The sequence below is a fragment of the Haemophilus sp. oral taxon 851 str. F0397 genome (assembly GCF_000242295.1).
Classification (GTDB): Bacteria; Pseudomonadota; Gammaproteobacteria; order Enterobacterales; family Pasteurellaceae; genus Haemophilus.
The window spans coordinates 117,881-135,232 of the sequence record NZ_JH591067.1 but is presented as its reverse complement, the minus strand read 5'-3'; the positions used below and the strand labels follow the sequence as shown (position 1 = coordinate 135,232).

Genomic DNA, 17,352 nt, shown 5'->3' with positions numbered 1-17,352 from the left:
CCTAAAAATGAATTTCAAACGGAGTATTACATGAAAAAAATTGACGTAAAAATTTTAGATTCTCGCATTGGAAATGAATTTCCTCTGCCAACTTATGCAACTGAAGGTTCAGCAGGTCTTGATTTACGTGCGTTGATCGATGAAAGCTTTGAAATTCAACCTGGTGAAACCAAATTAATTCCGACGGGGCTATCAATTTATATTGCGGATCCAAATTTAGCTGCCGTGATTTTGCCTCGTTCTGGTCTTGGTCATAAACACGGCATTGTGCTAGGAAATCTTGTGGGATTAATTGACTCCGATTATCAAGGGCCATTAATGGTATCAATGTGGAACCGTGGAAATGAGTCATTCAAAATTGAAGTCGGCGATCGCATTGCTCAACTTGTTTTCGTGCCAGTAGTACAAGCTGAATTTAATATTGTAGAAGATTTTCAACAAACCGAACGTGGTGAAGGCGGTTTCGGTCATTCAGGTAAACAATAATTTATGGTAGAAGAACAATTATCTTTATCGGGCGTGGAAGAGATTACGCCTAAAATTGAAACCCCAAAAATTGAAAAAAGAACGGTAAAAGAACGTCGTCAACAAGTACTGACTGTGTTGATACATATGCTTCATTCCGAACGTGGCATGGAGCGTATGACAACAGCTCGTCTAGCAAAAGAAGTTGGGGTATCAGAAGCTGCGTTATATCGTTACTTTCCAAGCAAAACAAAAATGTTTGAAGCCTTAATCGAGCATATCGAAAATACCCTATTAAGCCGTATTACCGCGTCTATGCGTAACGAAACCCAAACAATGAATCGCATTCATGATATTTTACAAACGATTTTAGATTTTGCCCGTAAAAACCCTGGGTTAACTCGAATTCTAACGGGCCATGCATTAATGTTTGAAGATGCGCAATTGCAAGTTCGAGTCGCACAATTTTTTAATCGTCTTGAAATGCAGTTTGTCAATATTTTACAAATGCGAAAATTGCGTGAAGGACGTGGCTTTAATGTGGATGAACGCGTAATTGCTTCACATTTAGTAACACTATGTGAAGGACAATTTATGCGCTATGTTCGTACTAATTTCCGTCTGAATGCAAGCCAGTCTTTCGAACAACAATGGCGTTTTATCGAGCCACTTTTTGCCTAATTGACTTTACCGAGTAAATATATGATTATTCCTTGGCAAGAACTAGAAGCAGAAACATTAGATAATATCGTAGAAAGCGTAATTTTACGCGAAGGAACCGATTACGGTATAGAAGAACTTTCACTCAACCAAAAAAAACAACTTTTACTGACTCAAATTCGCAATGGAATTGCGGTGATTGTATGGTCTGAATTGCATGAATCCATTGACATCAAAAATAAAACGGAATTATTTAAACAGGAATGTAAGGAGCACGAATGTCAAATGAATTAACCGAAATTGATGAAGTTGTCACCTCCTCTCAAGAAGAAGATACAACTCAACGAGATCCAGTTTTAGATTGGTTTCTTACTCACTGTCATTTACATAAATATCCCGCAAAATCGACTTTAATTCACGCTGGTGAAGATGCAACGACACTTTATTATGTCATTAAAGGCTCTGTAATGGTGTCAGCAAAAGATGACGAAGGTAAAGAGATGATTCTCACTTATTTGGGTGCAGGACAATTCTTTGGTGAGGCTGGATTATTTGATGAAGGTTCAAAACGATCTGCTTGGGTAAAAACAAAAACAACATGTGAAATTGCTGAGATTTCTTATAAAAAATATCGTCAATTAATTCAAGCAAACCCAGAAATCTTAATGTTTTTAACCGCACAATTGGCAAGACGTTTACAAAATACTTCACGCCAAGTCAGTAATTTAGCATTCTTAGATGTGGCAGGTCGTATTGCTCAAACGCTAATGAACTTAGCTAAACAGCCTGAAGCAATGACACATCCTGATGGAATGCAAATCAAAATTACACGTCAAGAAATAGGGCAAATGGTTGGTTGTTCAAGAGAAACTGTAGGACGCATTATTAAGATGTTAGAGGATCAGAATCTTATCCATGCTCATGGAAAAACCATTGTTGTATATGGTGCAAGATAATTTTTCATCATAAATCATTCAAAATGAAACCATCCAAAATCAATTTGGATGGTTTTTGTTTAATTAGAAATAATATTCAAAACATTAATTGACAATTAATATAAAGGATTCTATCATTATCCAACTTCTTACAAATATCGTGGGAAGACAGGATTGGTCTCCTGATATAGTGGCTTTAAAGGTTTATAACCTTATTGCATAGTTTTATGCCGCAAAAGCTAGAACACCAAGATGCATTTTCTAATCTATGGTGGGCTAGGTAGAAATCCCGCAGGGATGCGTGCAGTAAGCCACTTGCTGTTAAGACCAATTCTGCTTAGTTCCACCACCCTTCTTTCAAATTCCCTAGCTTTTTTCTATCTCACCTTAATTAACCTTTTTTCTTTCTAGTAAAACTAATACCTCATAGTGAGATGTTTGCGGAAACATATCAAAAAGTTGAATTTTCAATGGTTTATAAAAAGTTAGATACTGTAAATCTTTACCCATTGTCACGGCATTGCAGCTGGAATACAAGATAAAGTGCGGTTGAATTCGGTTAAGAAATTCACTTAATTCCTTTCCAATTCCACGACGTGGTGGATTTACAATCACAAGATCTGACTTATTCTCATTCTGATTTTTCATCACACTTGCCGCGTCTAGTGATTGGAAATTTACATGTTCTAAACCCAATATTTTAGCGGAATGGCTCGCAGCGAAAATAGCGGATGAGGAAATTTCAATTCCAGTTAACTCTATACTTTTTCCCCATTTTTCCTGTAAAGCTTTCGCGCAATGTAAGCCAAATCCTCCCACGCCACAAAATAAATCCCAGACTTTATAGATTGGTAATTCGCTCACCCATTGCTGAGCGGTTGCATATAATCCCGCCGCCACTTTAGGATTGGTTTGAAAGAAACCTTGTGGGCGAATAAAGAGCGGAATACTATTGAAATTCTCAGGCAAAAATTGTTGTTCTGTCAGAAAAATTTCTTGTTCACCTTCTAAGATGGCCGCGTGCTGTGGCTGTAAATTAATGCTAACCACTTCTAAGTGCGGTAATTTTTCCAATAATTTTGGTAATTCTCGACGAATTAATGACAATTTATTTTCTGTGCGTAATACAAAACGCAACATTAATTTTCCCGTCGCGATACTTTCTGTGAGCAGAATATATTTAAGCTCGCCTTTTTGTCTAGCAATGTTATAAGGTACTAAACCAGCACGGCCAATAAAATCCTTCAAAACAGGGAAAATCAATGAAAAATGAGTTGGATAAAGGGGGCAATCACACAAATCAATCGCACTTTGTGGATCATTAGGATTTTTTAAGATTCCCAGTATCGGGCGTTCAACACTACCACTAACAACCATTTTAGCTTTATTACGAAAGCCTTGTTCATCAGATTGAAAAGGAGCCAACCATTGAGCTCCATCGCAATTAATAGAAATCAGTTGCTGCTTTAAATGATGTTGTTTTTCAGTTAGCTGCTGACTATAAGGTATTTCAAGCCATTGACAAGAACGACATTCATTTTGTTGATAGTATCGACAATCAATCATTTTCTTGCAACCTGAATATCTAGCCAACGGCTTTGAATATCTGCGAGATTTCGGTAATTCAATTTCCAACGTTGCTCTAAAACCAAGTCATTCCACTTGATCACTCTACGTTTAAATAAATTTTTTAAGCGAGCTTGACGAGTCATAAAGTGCGGTTCATTTTCAGTAAGTTTTAGATTATCTAATACTTGAATGACACCTTCACGTTCATTGCACAATAACAAAAGATCACAACCTGCATTGAGCGCTTTTTTGCTACGCTCTACAAAATCGCCCATTACGCCAGCGCCTTTCATGCCGAGATCATCGGAAAAAATCGCACCTTGGAAATTTAATTGTTTTCGTAAGATTTCTTTCAACCAATATTCTGAACCACTTGCTGGTTGACTATCACATTGTCTATAAATGACATGCGCAGGCATAATGGCATCGAGTTTATTTTGTGAAATCAATTGTTGGAAAGGTTGGAGATCGCAACTAAAAATTTCGTCTTTTGCGCGATCATCATAAGGTGTTTCTAAATGAGAATCAGCTAATACATGGCCATGACCGGGGAAATGTTTACCTGTAGATGTCATACCTGCTTGATGCATACCATCAATAAAAGCGGTTGCTAAATTTACCGCACTTTTTACATCAGATGAAAAACTGCGATCACCAATCGCTCGACATTCATGCCCCAAATCCAACACCGGCGCAAAACTCAAGTCAATATCCAAGGCAATCATTTCTGCTGCCATTTGCCAACCTGCTTCTTTAGCGAAGTTCACTTGTTCAATTGCTGACAATGTTTCTTGAAAAGCCTGCATTGAAGGCAACATCGTGAATCCATCACGGAAACGTTGAACTCGTCCGCCTTCTTGATCTACCGTAATCAATAAAGGCTTTTTCACTCGTTGACGAACAGAACGAATTAATTCTTGAATTTGTTCTCTGTCTTCAAAATTTCGAGTAAATAAAATCAATCCCGCAACAAGAGGATGAGAAAGTAACTCAACCTCCTCTTGTTCCAACTCTTTTCCTTTTAAATCAATTAACAACGTGCTCATAAATTATTTTAAATAAAGGCGATAATTTTTACTTTCTACAGTAGGTTTAATTAAATCAATCGATTTCTCTTCTTGTGGTTTTAGCAAAAATTGAGCGGAATAGCTTTCTTGCTGATTTTCCCAAGTTTGGGTTACCCCTAAATGATCGTACCAATACAAGTAGTAACTTATATTCAAAAGTTGCTGACTTTTATTTTTTATAAGCGCTGATTTTTGACTCGTTTCAACTTGAATTAAAGGTGAAAGATTAGATGTGATATTTAAAATCGGCTTCGTTGAATAAGTTAAGTTTTCTACTGAACTTGAACAAGCAGCGAGCACAAGGCTCGCCAAAATTAAAAAATATTTTTTCATTATTTAACTAACATTCTACCTAAAGGTTCACCACCGACTAAATGCATATGTAAATGGAATACTTCTTGTCCACCATGTTTATTACAATTCACAATTAGGCGGTAACCATCTTCCGCAATGCCTTCTTCTTTAGCGAGTTTAGCCGCTACACTAAATAATCGACCTAGCGCTACTTCATCTTGCTCTGTTACATCATTCACTGTGGGGATGACTTTATTTGGAATGATCAAAATATGTGTTTTAGCTTGTGGTGAAATATCACGAAACGCTGTGACTAATTCATCTTGATAGACGATATTTGCAGGAATTTCTTTACGGATAATTTTACTAAAAATTGTTTCTTCTGCCATTGTTTGCTCCCTATAAAAAAGTGCGGTGAATTTACCGCACTTTTTATCAAAATTTATCTGAGATTGCAATTTAATCAATTATTGCTGTGCTTCATCATCTTGATTGATGAAAGAATCATTTACTTCAATTTTTGCTCTCTCACGCAATCCTTGCATTAATTGCGCTTGAACTTCTGCCTGACTTGTACGTAATAATTGAGCACTAAATTGGCTTAATTCTTTATCGTTAAGCACGCCGTCTTCTACTTTATTTAAAGCAATAATAACCACATCTCCTTTCTCATTACGAGCAACTTGGTAAACCACTTTACCTGATTCTGGTTTAGCAATTGAGAATACGCCATTTGTTAAAATTGGATCTTTATTTTCACTTAAAGTAAAAATTTGCTCACTTGAGAAATTAATTCCATCCACTTTCGATTCAGCATTTTCGCTTAATGCTTTCACCGCTTGTTGTGCTTTTTCATTTAAGACATTTTCAGCCTTCTGGCGTTTTAAGAACATTTCAATATCTGCTTTCGCATCTTCCAATGTTCTCACACCTTCAGGTTTGTGCTCTAACACACGCACAACAATAGCGTGATAATCACCTACATTCAAAGGCTCTGAATTAGCGCCACCATTGGCAATATCAGATTCAAAAACGGCAGAAACTACATTAGGGAAATTTAATTCTGCAGGTACATTTTGACGAGAAAAATAACCGCTCTCTTGAACTTTAACACCTGCAACTTGTGCAGCGCTATTCAGCGATTTGCTATCTTCAAAAGCCTTATCACGCACTTGCTTTTCAATTGCGTAATAACGATTTTCTAATAAGGATTTACGAACTAAATCAGCAACCTGTGCTTTCACTTCATCTAAAGTTTGAGCTTTACGTTCTTGCACTAAAACAATATGGTAATTGCCATCCACATTGATTGGTTGGCTATATTGTCCTACCTGCAATGCAGCTGCAGCATCTTCAAAGGCTTTTGGTAATTCATTCGCATTTACCCAACCTAAATCACCACCATTCTCACCAGAAACTTTATCTAAAGATTTAGCTTTAGCTACATCAGCGAAATTTGCGCCTTTTTGTAATTCATCGTAAGTATCCTTAGCATCTTGCTCATTTGCAAATTGAATATGAGCTAAACGCTGAGTCATAAATTGAGCTTTATTATCTTGATAATATTGCGCAATTTCTACATCTTTAACTTCGATACCTTTTTCGATTTGGCTACCAGAGAGATCAATATATTGAACCTTCACTTGTTCTGGCTGAACAAAAGATTTTTGATTAGCTTCGTAATAAGCTTTAATTTCATCATCAGATACCGATTGCTTTGCCATTTCATCTGTAAGAGATAATGTTGCTAAACGAGCTGAGCGCTTTTGAAAGAAAACTTGTGAGGTATTTTTTGCTTGAGCCGGCACGATAAACTCACTGTTAGCAACACCACTTTGCATTTGTTCAAGAGTTAATGCGCCACGCAAAATAGCCGCATAACCATCTGAACTTAAACGATTTTGTTGTAATACTTGTTGATAAACACCGTTATCAAATTTGCCATTAACTTGAAAATTAGGATCTGTCACGATTGCTCGTTTAATCATTTCATCACTGACGCCTAATTTTAATTCTTTCGCATATTGACGAAGTAATTCTTGATCAATCATTCGATTGATGGTGCTTTGACGAAGTGCGGTAACAAATTCTGGAGAATCTGACTGAGCCATAAATGCTTCGCCTTCGCGTTGTGCACGAGCCTCAAATTCTTGGTTGTAGCGATTTAAAAAATCTTGTTGCGAAATCACTTCACCATTAACTTTTGCAGCGTAAGTATCATTTGAACTAAAAAGATAGCCAGACATACCGCCGACTAAAAACGATAAAGTAATCAAACCCAAAATAAACTTAGCTGCCTTTGAATTTGATAAATTGTGCATTTTTTCAATTAACATTCTATAACCCTTGTTATAAACATAAAATTTTCCCCGATTATAATCTAAACGTAGAAGATTAGCATCTTAAAAAGTGAAAACACCGTACTCACAAAGCAAGCTAATGCCAATTCCAATCAGCACTATACCACCAAAAATCTCCGCTTTTGCTCTAAATTTTTGCCCAAGAAAATGACCGCGCTTTACTCTTGCTATTTTCCAATACAGAAAGAACTAAAAATATTACCTAGCAAGTCATCTGATGTGAATTCTCCTGTAATTTCACTCAAGTAAGTTTGTACTAAGCGTAATTCTTCCGCTAAAAGTTCTCCGGCATGAAATTCTGTAAGTTGAACCAAACCGATTTGTAAATGCTCTGCGGCTTTCTCAAGTGCATCTAAATGACGACGACGAGCTAAAAAGCCCCCTTCCATACCAGTTTGAAAGCCCATTGCTTGTTTCAAATGTTCACGTAAAAGTTGTACACCATCATGCGTTTGAGCGGAAAGACTAATAATTTGATAACAGTCCTGTTCGCTTTCGCTTGCTTGTTCGCCATTTAAATCTATTTTGTTTCGAACAATAGTGACAGGCAACGTTGTGGGTAATTTTGCTAAAAATTCTGACCGCACTTTACTTAAATCTGCACTTTCAGGATCGCTACTATCTAACATCAAAATAATACGATCGGCTTGTTCAATTTCCGTCCATGCGCGAGAAATGCCAATGCGCTCGACTTCATCGGTTGCATCTCGAAGACCCGCGGTATCAATAATATGCAATGGCATTCCGTCGATATGAATATGCTCACGCAGTACATCGCGCGTTGTGCCCGCAATATCCGTTACGATAGCCGCTTCGCGACCAGCAAGCACATTAAGCAAGCTCGATTTACCCGCATTCGGACGACCGGCAATCACCACTTTCATACCTTCACGTAAAATAGAACCTTGTTTGGCTTCTGAGCGAACATCTTCCAACTGATTAATAATTCCGCGTAAGTTTGCTTCAATTTTTCCATCCGCCAAGAAATCAATTTCTTCATCAGGAAAATCAATGCTTGCTTCTACATAGGTGCGTAAGTAAATAACAGAATCAACTAATTCATTTACTTTCTTTGAAAATTCACCTTGCAAAGATTTTAATGCGGAACGTGCTGCCTGTTCTGATGTTGCATCAATTAAATCCGCAATGGCTTCCGCTTGAGCAAGATCCAATTTATCATTCAAAAAAGCTTGTTCAGAAAACTCACCCGGTCTCGCCAAACGAATTCCATCAATTTGTAAAATACGTTTGAGTAATAAATCTAATACAACCTGCCCACCGTGACCTTGCAATTCCAATACATCCTCACCAGTAAATGAATTTGGTGATTTGAAGTAAAGGGCAATCCCTTGATCTAAAACAGTGCCATCAGCATCCTTAAAAGGGAGATAATCAGCCATTCTTGGCTTAGGACATTTTCCCAACACCGCTTGTGCAACGTCTGTTGCTAAAGGCCCAGAGACTCTTAAAATCCCAATACCACCACGACCTGGCGCAGTAGCTTGAGCAACGATTGTTTCTTTCATAAAAAACTCTTTAAAATCTAGCCGCACTTTGAATTTAGAGGGATAACTCTTATCCCTGTTTCTTCTAAAAAGAAACTCTATCTCTACAAAATACGGAATATATTAAGATCAAATAATAAAGAAAGGCACTATTCGTGCCTTTCTTTTTGCCAGTTAGTGACTATTTCTTACGGGAATGTAACCCTTTTTTCTCTAACCCTCGATAAATTAATTGCTGTTGTGCAATTGTAATTAAGTTAGAAACTAACCAGTACAACACTAAACCAGCAGGGAACCATAAGAAGAAGAACATAAAGACTAATGGCATAAAGTTCATCACTTTTTGCTGCATTGGATCAGCCACTGGTGTTGGCGACATTTTTTGCAACAAGAACATTGAGATACCCATTAAAATAGGGAAAATATAATAAGGATCTTGTGCTGATAAATCTTGAATCCAACCAAAGAACGGAGCGTGACGTAATTCAACTGCTTCCATAAATGTCCAATACAATGCGATGAAGATTGGCATTTGAAGAAGAATTGGCAAACAACCACCAAGTGGATTTACTTTTTCTTCCTTATAAAGTTTCATCATTTCTTGGCTCATACGTTGGCGATCATCACCGAAACGTTCACGCATTTCTTGCATTTTCGGTTGCAACATACGCATTTTAGCCATAGATGTATATTGTGCTTTTGTAAGTGGATACAAAATTGCTTTCACCACAATTGTTACACAGATAATAGCTAAACCCCAGTTCGACACAATCCCTTGAATAAAGGTTAATAACCAGAATAACGGTTTAGCAATAAACCAAGCCCAACCGTAATCAACCGTTAAATCTAAGTGATTTGCTACAGTAGCCATTTGATTTTGAAGTTTAGGGCCAGTCCACAAAGAACTTGTAATCGTTTCTTGGCCACCAGCAGGAATAGTAACAACGGGACCACGATAACCAATTGAAGCGACATTATTTTTAGTATCTGTAATTGTGTAAAGTTGATTATTTACATCCTGATTAGGGATCCAGGCCGATACGAAATAATGTTGTAATACTGCAACCCAACCAGCTTTAGTATCAATAGAAAGATTATTATCTTTCATATCGCCGAAACTATATTTTTTATAGTTTGTTTCTGAAGAAGAATATGCGCCACCAGTGTAAGTTGGCATTGCGACATTACCAGAGCTTTCAACAATAGAATGTTTTAATTGACCATAAGGTTCCACTTCAATAGCTTGACCACTTTGGTTATTAATCTTGTAATCTACGCCTAAATCATAGCTACCACGTTTTAATACGAAGATTTTTTGATAAGTCACACCATCTTTTTCAAAAAGAAGAGGAACTGAAAGAGACGCTTGACCATCTGCTAATTTAAAATTATCGCCTTCAATTTGATATTGCGCACGACCAGAACGAGTATCGATACCGTTTTTACCAATTAAACCACTTTGTGCAATATACACATGTTCTTTGGTGTCTTTTAATAACTCAAACGGTGTTTTTGAATCCAATTCAGCATCATATTTTAATAATTCGGAACTAATTACATCACCGCCTAAAGTATCAACTTTCAAACGAAATACATCGTTTTCAAGGGTAATAATACGGCCATGAGTTTGAGAATCTGCTACGACTTGTGAATTAGAAGAAGGAGAACTTGCCGGAACATCAGAATTGGCTGTCATTGAAGTTGTTTGCTCAGTTGGCACTTGTGGATTTTTATCCAACTGCCATTGCTGATAAACAAGGAAAGAAATAAAAATTAGCGCTAACACTAATAGGCTACGTCTTGAGTCCATTATTTTTTCTCATCGTTATTATTAATTTTAGGTGGAACAGGATCGAATCCACCAGCGTTCAAGGGGTGACATTTTAATACACGTTTTAGAGTAAGCCAACTACCTTTTAACAATCCATGTGTTTTTAACGCTTCAATTCCATAGCAAGAACAAGTAGGCACAAACCGACAACGCGGTCCGATAAGAGGACTAATAACAACTTGATAGAAACGAATAAATCCAATTAAGATTTTTGCACCAAACGAATGTGTCGTTGCCATAATTTTTCTAAGATTTGCACAAAAGAGCTATTATCAAGCTTACCTATACCACCTTTTGCAACAAAAACAAAATCACATGCTGGTAAACGATGTTGCGATAAACGAAAACTTTCTCGTACTAAGCGTTTAATACGATTACGATCATGAGCTCGTTTTAAGTGTTTTTTAGCGACAGTTAAACCTAAGCGAGGATGCTCAAGATTATTTTTTCTGGCAAGGATGGTTATTTCTGGAGTGCTAGCTCTGAACGGTTGTTCGAAAACATTTTTGAATTGAACGGGAGTTAACAAACGTAACTCCCTTGAAAAGTTCAGCTTAACCACTAAGAACGGTGATTATGCAGATAAACTTTTACGACCTTTAGCACGACGACGCGCTAAAACTTGACGGCCATTTTTAGTTGCCATACGAGCACGGAAACCGTGAGTACGACTACGTTTTAATACAGAAGGTTGAAATGTACGTTTCATTGTAATCTACCTAAATCCAGATTATGAGTTAATAAAAATAGAGCGCAATTTTAATCATAAAATACGCGTTCGTCAAATAAGAAACGGAAATTTTTCGGGAAAAACTCTCGAACTTCCAAAATCGGGGGGATTATACGGATTTTTGTATAAATCTCAAGCCGATTTTTTAGAAGATCTTTCCACTCATTTATTGTAGAATCTCCGCTAATTTTTACCGCACTTTTCTCTATTACAAAAACAACAAGGATCCTTTTGTGAATCTCTCAAATCTTTGGCAAAGTTGCCTGTTACAACTTCAAGATCAAGTTTCAGCCAGCGATCTTAGCACTTGGCTTCGTCCTTTACAGGCTAATGTGGTGGCGGATAACCACATTGTTTTATATGCTTCTAATATGTTTGTGAAAGGTTGGGTGGAAACTCATTATCTCGCACAAATCCAGCAAATTTGTCAAACACTTGCACAAAATCCTGAACTACGCATTTCTTTAAAAGAAGGGGTCAAACCTACACCCAAAGTAGTGGAAAGTGCACCAAGTGGCAATCCTAAAATAGAAAGTGCGGTAGATTTTCAAGCTGAATCTAGTGCTTCAGTAAAATTTGAATCTCATCTCAATACTAAACACTTATTTGATAACTTTGTTGAAGGTAAATCGAACCAACTCGCACGTGCTGTCGGTCAAAAACTTGCTCAAGCGCCAGGCGAACCTTCGGCCAATCCTTTCTTTTTATATGGTGGTACAGGTTTAGGTAAAACCCACTTGTTACACGCGATTGGCAACGGCATTTTAGCCAATAAACCGAATGCGCGTGTGCTTTATATTCACGCAAATAACTTTATGCAACATATGGTAAAAGCAGTGCGTGATAATAAAATGGATCAGTTCAAAAAATTCTATCGTTCTCTCGATGCACTTTTAGTGGATGATATTCAATTTTTCGCTGAAAAAGAAAAAACTCAAGAAGAATTCTTCCATATATTCAATAACTTATTTGAAACGGGTCGTCAAATTATCTTAACATCAGATCGTTATCCTAAAGAAATTGAAAAAATTGAAGAACGTTTAAAATCACGTTTTGGCTGGGGGTTAACAACAGCCATAGAGCCGCCCGATCTTGAAACGCGTGTAGCGATTTTATTGAAAAAGGCGGAAGAACATAATATGAACTTGCCAGAAGAAGTCGCGTTCTTCATTGCTCAACGCTTACGTACCAACGTGCGTGAACTCGAAGGAGCGTTAAATCGCGTGAAAGCAATGCAAGACTTCAAAGGAGGTGACATTGATATTGATTTCGTGCGTGACACCTTAAAAGATATTTTGGCTCTTCAAGAACGCTTGGTTACCATTGAAAACATTCAAAAGGTAGTAGCTGAATATTATCGAATTAAGGTTTCAGATTTAAAATCCAAAAGTCGTGCGCGTTCAGTGACTCGTCCTCGCCAAATTGCAATGGCATTAGCAAAAGAATTAACAAACCGCAGTTTGCCTGAAATCGGTCGCGCATTTGACCGTGATCACACGACCGTATTAAACGCTTGCCGAGAAGTACCAAAATTCCGCGAGCAAGACAATAGCATTCAAGAAGATTGGGCGAATTTAATCCGCACTTTGTCCGCATAAAAGGAGAACGCAATGCAATTTAGTATTTCAAGAGAAAATTTATTAAAACCGTTGCAACAAGTATGCGGCGTATTGAGTAATCGTCCAAACATTCCTGTATTAAACAACGTATTGTTGCAAATTGAAGACAATCGATTGACTATCACAGGCACAGATTTGGAAGTCGAATTATCGAGTCAAACTCAGCTTTCATCGTCTTCTGAGAATGGCACCTTCACGATTCCAGCAAAAAAATTCTTAGATATTTGCCGCACTTTATCTGATGATTCAGAAATCACGGTTACTTTTGAAGAAGACCGTGCATTAGTGCAATCTGGGCGTAGCCGTTTTACACTAACCACTCAACCTGCAGAAGAATATCCAAACCTCACGGATTGGCAGTCTGAAGTAGATTTTGAACTACCGCAAAATACCTTGCGCCGTTTAATTGAAGCCACTCAATTTTCTATGGCAAACCAAGATGCCCGCTATTTCTTAAATGGCATGAAGTTTGAAACAGAAGGCAATTTATTGCGAACTGTGGCGACAGATGGCCATAGACTTGCAGTCTGTACAATCTCACTTGAACAAGAATTACAAAATCATTCGGTGATTTTACCGCGTAAAGGCGTGTTAGAACTTGTTCGTTTATTAGAAACAAGCGATGAACCAGCGCGTTTACAAATCGGTACCAACAATTTACGTATTCATCTAAAAAACATTGTATTTACATCAAAATTAATTGATGGTCGTTTCCCTGACTATCGCCGAGTGTTGCCTCGTAATGCAACGAAAATTGTCGAAGGCAGCTGGGAAATTCTTAAACAAGCCTTTGTTCGCGCATCAATCTTATCGAATGAGCGCGTGCGTAGCGTGCGTTTAAACTTAAGCGAAAACCAACTAAAAATTACTGCCTCCAACACAGAACATGAAGAAGCGGAAGAAATCGTAGATGTCAATTACAATGGGGAAGAATTAGAAGTGGGCTTTAATGTCACCTATATTCTTGATGTTTTAAATGCGCTTAAATGTAATCAAGTTCGCATGCGCCTAACTGATGCCTCTTCGAGTTGCTTAATCGAAAACTGCGAAGACAGCAGTAGCGAATACGTAATTATGCCAATGCGTTTATAATATGGCGATTTCGCGTTTACTGGTCGAAAAATTTCGTAACTTAACAGCCGTCGATCTGAATTTTGATCCCGGCTTTAACTTTTTGGTCGGTAACAATGGCAGCGGGAAAACAAGCTTATTAGAAGCCATTTTTTATCTTGGTCACGGACGCTCATTCAAAAGTGCGGTAACAAATCGCATCATTTCTTACGACGAACCTCACTTTACCCTGTTTGGACAAATCCAAGAAAGCCAACATCAATGGTCTGTAGGATTACAAAAACTTCGTCAAGGCAACACGTTAGTAAAAATTAACGGTGAAGATGGCAATAAAATTTCCGATCTTGCTCATCTTTTGCCAATGCAATTAATCACCCCTGAGGGCTTAACCTTACTGAATGGTGGGCCAAGTTATCGGCGAGCATTTTTGGATTGGGGACTTTTTCACCACCAAACAAGTTTTTATGCTGCCTGGAGCAACCTTAATCGATTACTCAAACAACGAAATGCCGCCCTTGCACAAAATCAGCCCTACTCCGCTATTAAAGTTTGGGATGTCGAGCTTGCCAAACTTGCTCATCAAGTGACTCAATGGCGTGACGAATATGCAGAAGCACTACGCCCTGAAATCGAGCAAACTTGCCAACTTTTCCTACCTGAATTAGAAATTAATGTCAGCTTTCATCAAGGATGGGAAAAAAATACGGATTACGCTGATGTTCTTGAGCAAAATTTTGAACGAGATCGTGCCTTAAATTACACATTTTCTGGACCTCAAAAAGCTGATTTTCGTTTCAAAGCACAAGGGTTGCCAGTGGAAGATGTGCTTTCTCGTGGACAACTTAAACTTTTAATGTGCGCATTAAGACTGGCTCAAGGCGAGCATTTAATGAAAGAAAAGCAACGCCATTGTATTTTTTTAATCGATGATTTTGCATCGGAATTGGATCAATATAAGCGAGCATTGTTGGCAGAACGATTACAACAAAGCGGTTCACAAGTATTTGTTACGGCCATTACTCAAGAACAATTAAAAGAGATGCAAGTCGAAAACAGAAAAATGTTTTCAGTCGATAATGGAATCATTAAAACGTTAGATTAGATCAAAAAGTACGGTGAAAAATCACCGCACTTTTATCATTTTTTAACGCAAGAACGCAGGGATGTTTTTCTCGTATTCGGAGATTTTGTCTTCATGTTGAAGGGTTAAACCGATATTATCCAAGCCGTTTAACAAACAATGACGGCGGAATTCATCCAGTTCAAAGTGATAGACTTTGTCACCTACGGTTACAGTCATGGCTTCTAAATCCACATGGATTTGTTTGCCTTCATTTTCCCACACCCATTGGAAGATTTCTTCCACTTCTTCTTCGCTTAAACGAATCGGTAACATATGGTTGTTTAAGCTGTTGTTATAGAAAATATCCGCAAAACTGGGTGCGATCATGACTTTGAAACCATAGTCCGCCAGTGCCCAAGGCGCATGTTCACGAGAAGAACCACAACCGAGGTTTTTACGCGCTAATAAAATAGTCGCCCCTTGATATTGTGGATAATTCAATACGAAATCTGGATTTGGCTTAGTGCCTTCTATATCCAAATAACGCCATTCATGGAATAAATGTTTGCCGAAGCCTACGCGAGTGATGGCTTGTAAAAATTGTTTTGGGATAATCGCGTCTGTATCCACGTTTGCCGCATCCAATGGTACGACTAAGCCTGAAAGTTGTTTAAATCCTGCCATTTTCTGCTCCTTAGTTTAATGTTACGTCACGAATATCAACAAATTTACCGAACATTCCTGCCGCTGCCGCCATAGCAGGGCTTACTAAATGGGTACGTCCATTACGACCTTGACGACCTTCAAAGTTACGGTTAGATGTGGAAGCACAACGTTCCCATTCGCCTAAACGGTCATCGTTCATCCCTAAACACATAGAACACCCCGGATTACGCCATTCTGCACCTGCTGCAATAAAGATTTTATCCAAACCTTCTTTTTCCGCTTGTTCTTTCACTAAACCAGAACCCGGCACAACTAAAATACGTTTTACGTTATCCGCTTTTTTACGACCTTTCATCACCGCCGCTGCTGCACGTAAATCTTCGATACGAGCATTAGTACAAGAACCGATAAAGACTTGATCGACTGGAATATCTTTTAAATCAGTGTTAGCATCTAAGCCAATATAATTCAATGCTTTTTCTGCTGAAGCACGGGTCACGGGATCGGCCATCTCTGCTGGGTTTGGCACTGGCTGATCGATACCTATTACTTGGCCTGGGTTTGTTCCCCAAGTTACCTGTGGTGCAATATCTTTTGCTTCTAATGTGATGACCGTGTCAAATTTCGCATCATCATCGGATTTTAAGTTTTTCCAATAAGCAACGGCATCATCCCAATCTTTACCTTTCGGTGCATGTGGACGGCCTTTTAAGTATTCGAAAGTGGTTTCATCTGGTGCGATTAAGCCGGCTTTCGCGCCCATTTCAATCGCCATATTACAAACCGTCATACGCCCCTCCATGGAAAGGTCGCGAATAGCCTCACCGCAGAATTCCACTACATGGCCTGTACCGCCCGCCATAGTAGTTTTACCGATGATGGCAAGAATAATATCTTTTGCCGTAATGCCTGGCGCTACTTTACCACGTACTTCAATTTTCATACTTTTTGCACGAGCTTGTTTTAAGGTTTGCGTGGCTAATACGTGTTCCACTTCAGAAGTGCCAATACCAAATGCTAAAGCACCGAAAGCACCGTGAGTAGCTGTGTGGGAGTCACCGCAGACGATTGTCATACCAGGTAAAGTTAAGCCTTGCTCAGGCCCCATCACATGTACGATTCCCTGCTCTTTCGTTGTCATATCAAATAATTTGATACCCGTCGCTTTGGTATTTTTATCAAGTTCTAACACTTGAATTTTAGCTTGACCTTCAAGTTTGTTCACATCGCGTACTTGTGTAGAAATACTATGATCCATAGTACCGAAGGTTTTGCTCACTTGACGCACTTGACGGCCTGCAACACGTAGCCCATCAAAGGCTTGTGGACTGGTCACTTCATGGATTAAATGACGGTTAATATACAAAATCGGCGTTTCGCCTTCAGCTTCATACACCACATGGGCATCGAATAATTTTTCGTAAAGAGTTTTTGCCATAATTTTTCTCAATTCGTTAGAGGCTTTTGTTAGAGTAGTAAGTGCGGTTAAATTTGACAGTGTTTTAAACCGCACTTTA

General features: G+C 38.3%; 19 protein-coding genes. 7 read left to right on the top strand and 12 right to left on the bottom strand.

The window, feature by feature from the left end; genetic code table 11:
- Positions 1-30 precede the first annotated feature (30 nt).
- Genes dut through crp form a run of 4 tightly spaced genes read left to right on the top strand, consistent with a single transcriptional unit; the run spans position 31 to position 2,081 of the window.
- Entirely contained in the window at positions 31-486 is a 456-nt protein-coding gene (dut, locus tag HMPREF9096_RS07255) for a dUTP diphosphatase (RefSeq protein ID WP_009499833.1), read from the top strand.
- 3 nt (positions 487-489) lie between these two features.
- Positions 490-1,146: a nucleoid occlusion factor SlmA gene (gene slmA / locus HMPREF9096_RS07260; protein WP_009499832.1), complete on the top strand. Its 657-nt coding sequence runs from the start codon at positions 490-492 to the stop codon at positions 1,144-1,146.
- A 21-nt stretch (positions 1,147-1,167) separates the two neighbouring features.
- Complete coding sequence (locus tag HMPREF9096_RS07265; RefSeq protein WP_009499831.1) at positions 1,168-1,419, top strand: YheU family protein; 252 nt, start codon at positions 1,168-1,170, stop codon at positions 1,417-1,419.
- Positions 1,404-2,081 (top strand): cAMP-activated global transcriptional regulator CRP, encoded by a 678-nt coding sequence (crp, locus tag HMPREF9096_RS07270; RefSeq protein ID WP_009499830.1) that lies wholly within the window; start codon positions 1,404-1,406, stop codon positions 2,079-2,081. Before HMPREF9096_RS07265 ends, crp begins: the two co-directional genes overlap by 16 nt.
- A gap of 366 nt (positions 2,082-2,447) precedes the next feature.
- Here the strand turns inward: crp and rlmC are convergent, their stop codons facing one another.
- The 10 genes from rlmC to rpmH form a co-directional block, all read right to left on the bottom strand.
- Entirely contained in the window at positions 2,448-3,626 is a 1,179-nt protein-coding gene (gene rlmC / locus HMPREF9096_RS07275; protein WP_009499829.1) for a 23S rRNA (uracil(747)-C(5))-methyltransferase RlmC, read from the bottom strand.
- Entirely contained in the window at positions 3,623-4,675 is a 1,053-nt protein-coding gene (gene nagZ / locus HMPREF9096_RS07280; RefSeq protein ID WP_009499828.1) for a beta-N-acetylhexosaminidase, read from the bottom strand. The genes rlmC and nagZ overlap by 4 nt, the downstream gene beginning before the upstream one ends.
- A 3-nt stretch (positions 4,676-4,678) precedes the next feature.
- Positions 4,679-5,029, bottom strand: a complete 351-nt coding sequence (locus HMPREF9096_RS07285) for a YcfL family protein (protein ID WP_009499827.1) — start codon at positions 5,027-5,029, stop codon at positions 4,679-4,681.
- Positions 5,029-5,379, bottom strand: a complete 351-nt coding sequence (gene hinT / locus HMPREF9096_RS07290) for a purine nucleoside phosphoramidase (RefSeq protein ID WP_032803248.1) — start codon at positions 5,377-5,379, stop codon at positions 5,029-5,031. The genes HMPREF9096_RS07285 and hinT overlap by 1 nt, the downstream gene beginning before the upstream one ends.
- A 78-nt stretch (positions 5,380-5,457) precedes the next feature.
- Positions 5,458-7,326 (bottom strand): peptidylprolyl isomerase, encoded by a 1,869-nt coding sequence (gene ppiD / locus HMPREF9096_RS07295; RefSeq protein WP_009499825.1) that lies wholly within the window; start codon positions 7,324-7,326, stop codon positions 5,458-5,460.
- Positions 7,327-7,517: 191 nt separating this feature from the next.
- The gene (gene mnmE / locus HMPREF9096_RS07300) at positions 7,518-8,876 is read right to left on the bottom strand and encodes a tRNA uridine-5-carboxymethylaminomethyl(34) synthesis GTPase MnmE (protein WP_032803247.1); all 1,359 of its coding nucleotides are present in this window, start codon (positions 8,874-8,876) and stop codon (positions 7,518-7,520) included.
- A 160-nt stretch (positions 8,877-9,036) separates the two neighbouring features.
- Positions 9,037-10,665: a membrane protein insertase YidC gene (gene yidC / locus HMPREF9096_RS07305; RefSeq protein ID WP_009499823.1), complete on the bottom strand. Its 1,629-nt coding sequence runs from the start codon at positions 10,663-10,665 to the stop codon at positions 9,037-9,039.
- On the bottom strand, positions 10,665-10,925 hold the full coding sequence (gene yidD, locus HMPREF9096_RS07310; RefSeq protein ID WP_005627402.1) for a membrane protein insertion efficiency factor YidD: 261 nt from the start codon (positions 10,923-10,925) through the stop codon (positions 10,665-10,667). The genes yidC and yidD overlap by 1 nt, the downstream gene beginning before the upstream one ends.
- A complete protein-coding gene (gene rnpA / locus HMPREF9096_RS07315) occupies positions 10,889-11,248 on the bottom strand; it encodes a ribonuclease P protein component (RefSeq protein ID WP_032803246.1) in 360 nt (119 codons plus the stop codon). Before rnpA ends, yidD begins: the two co-directional genes overlap by 37 nt.
- 12 nt (positions 11,249-11,260) lie before the next feature.
- On the bottom strand, positions 11,261-11,395 hold the full coding sequence (gene rpmH / locus HMPREF9096_RS07320; RefSeq protein ID WP_005539760.1) for a 50S ribosomal protein L34: 135 nt from the start codon (positions 11,393-11,395) through the stop codon (positions 11,261-11,263).
- A 254-nt stretch (positions 11,396-11,649) separates the two neighbouring features.
- On the opposite strand from rpmH, the gene dnaA reads away from it, so the two are divergent.
- From dnaA to recF, 3 genes are read left to right on the top strand one after another with little or no spacing between them, the layout of a single operon-like run.
- Complete coding sequence (dnaA, locus tag HMPREF9096_RS07325; RefSeq protein ID WP_009499822.1) at positions 11,650-13,014, top strand: chromosomal replication initiator protein DnaA; 1,365 nt, start codon at positions 11,650-11,652, stop codon at positions 13,012-13,014.
- Positions 13,015-13,026: 12 nt separating this feature from the next.
- Positions 13,027-14,127, top strand: a complete 1,101-nt coding sequence (gene dnaN / locus HMPREF9096_RS07330; RefSeq protein WP_009499821.1) for a DNA polymerase III subunit beta — start codon at positions 13,027-13,029, stop codon at positions 14,125-14,127.
- Between the two features lies 1 nt (position 14,128).
- A complete protein-coding gene (gene recF / locus HMPREF9096_RS07335; RefSeq protein ID WP_009499820.1) occupies positions 14,129-15,208 on the top strand; it encodes a DNA replication/repair protein RecF in 1,080 nt (359 codons plus the stop codon).
- 42 nt (positions 15,209-15,250) lie between these two features.
- Here the strand turns inward: recF and leuD are convergent, their stop codons facing one another.
- Both leuD and leuC read right to left on the bottom strand, forming a co-directional pair.
- The gene (leuD, locus tag HMPREF9096_RS07340; RefSeq protein ID WP_009499819.1) at positions 15,251-15,853 is read right to left on the bottom strand and encodes a 3-isopropylmalate dehydratase small subunit; all 603 of its coding nucleotides are present in this window, start codon (positions 15,851-15,853) and stop codon (positions 15,251-15,253) included.
- 10 nt (positions 15,854-15,863) lie between these two features.
- Entirely contained in the window at positions 15,864-17,273 is a 1,410-nt protein-coding gene (gene leuC, locus HMPREF9096_RS07345; protein WP_009499818.1) for a 3-isopropylmalate dehydratase large subunit, read from the bottom strand.
- Positions 17,274-17,352: the final 79 nt, after the last annotated feature.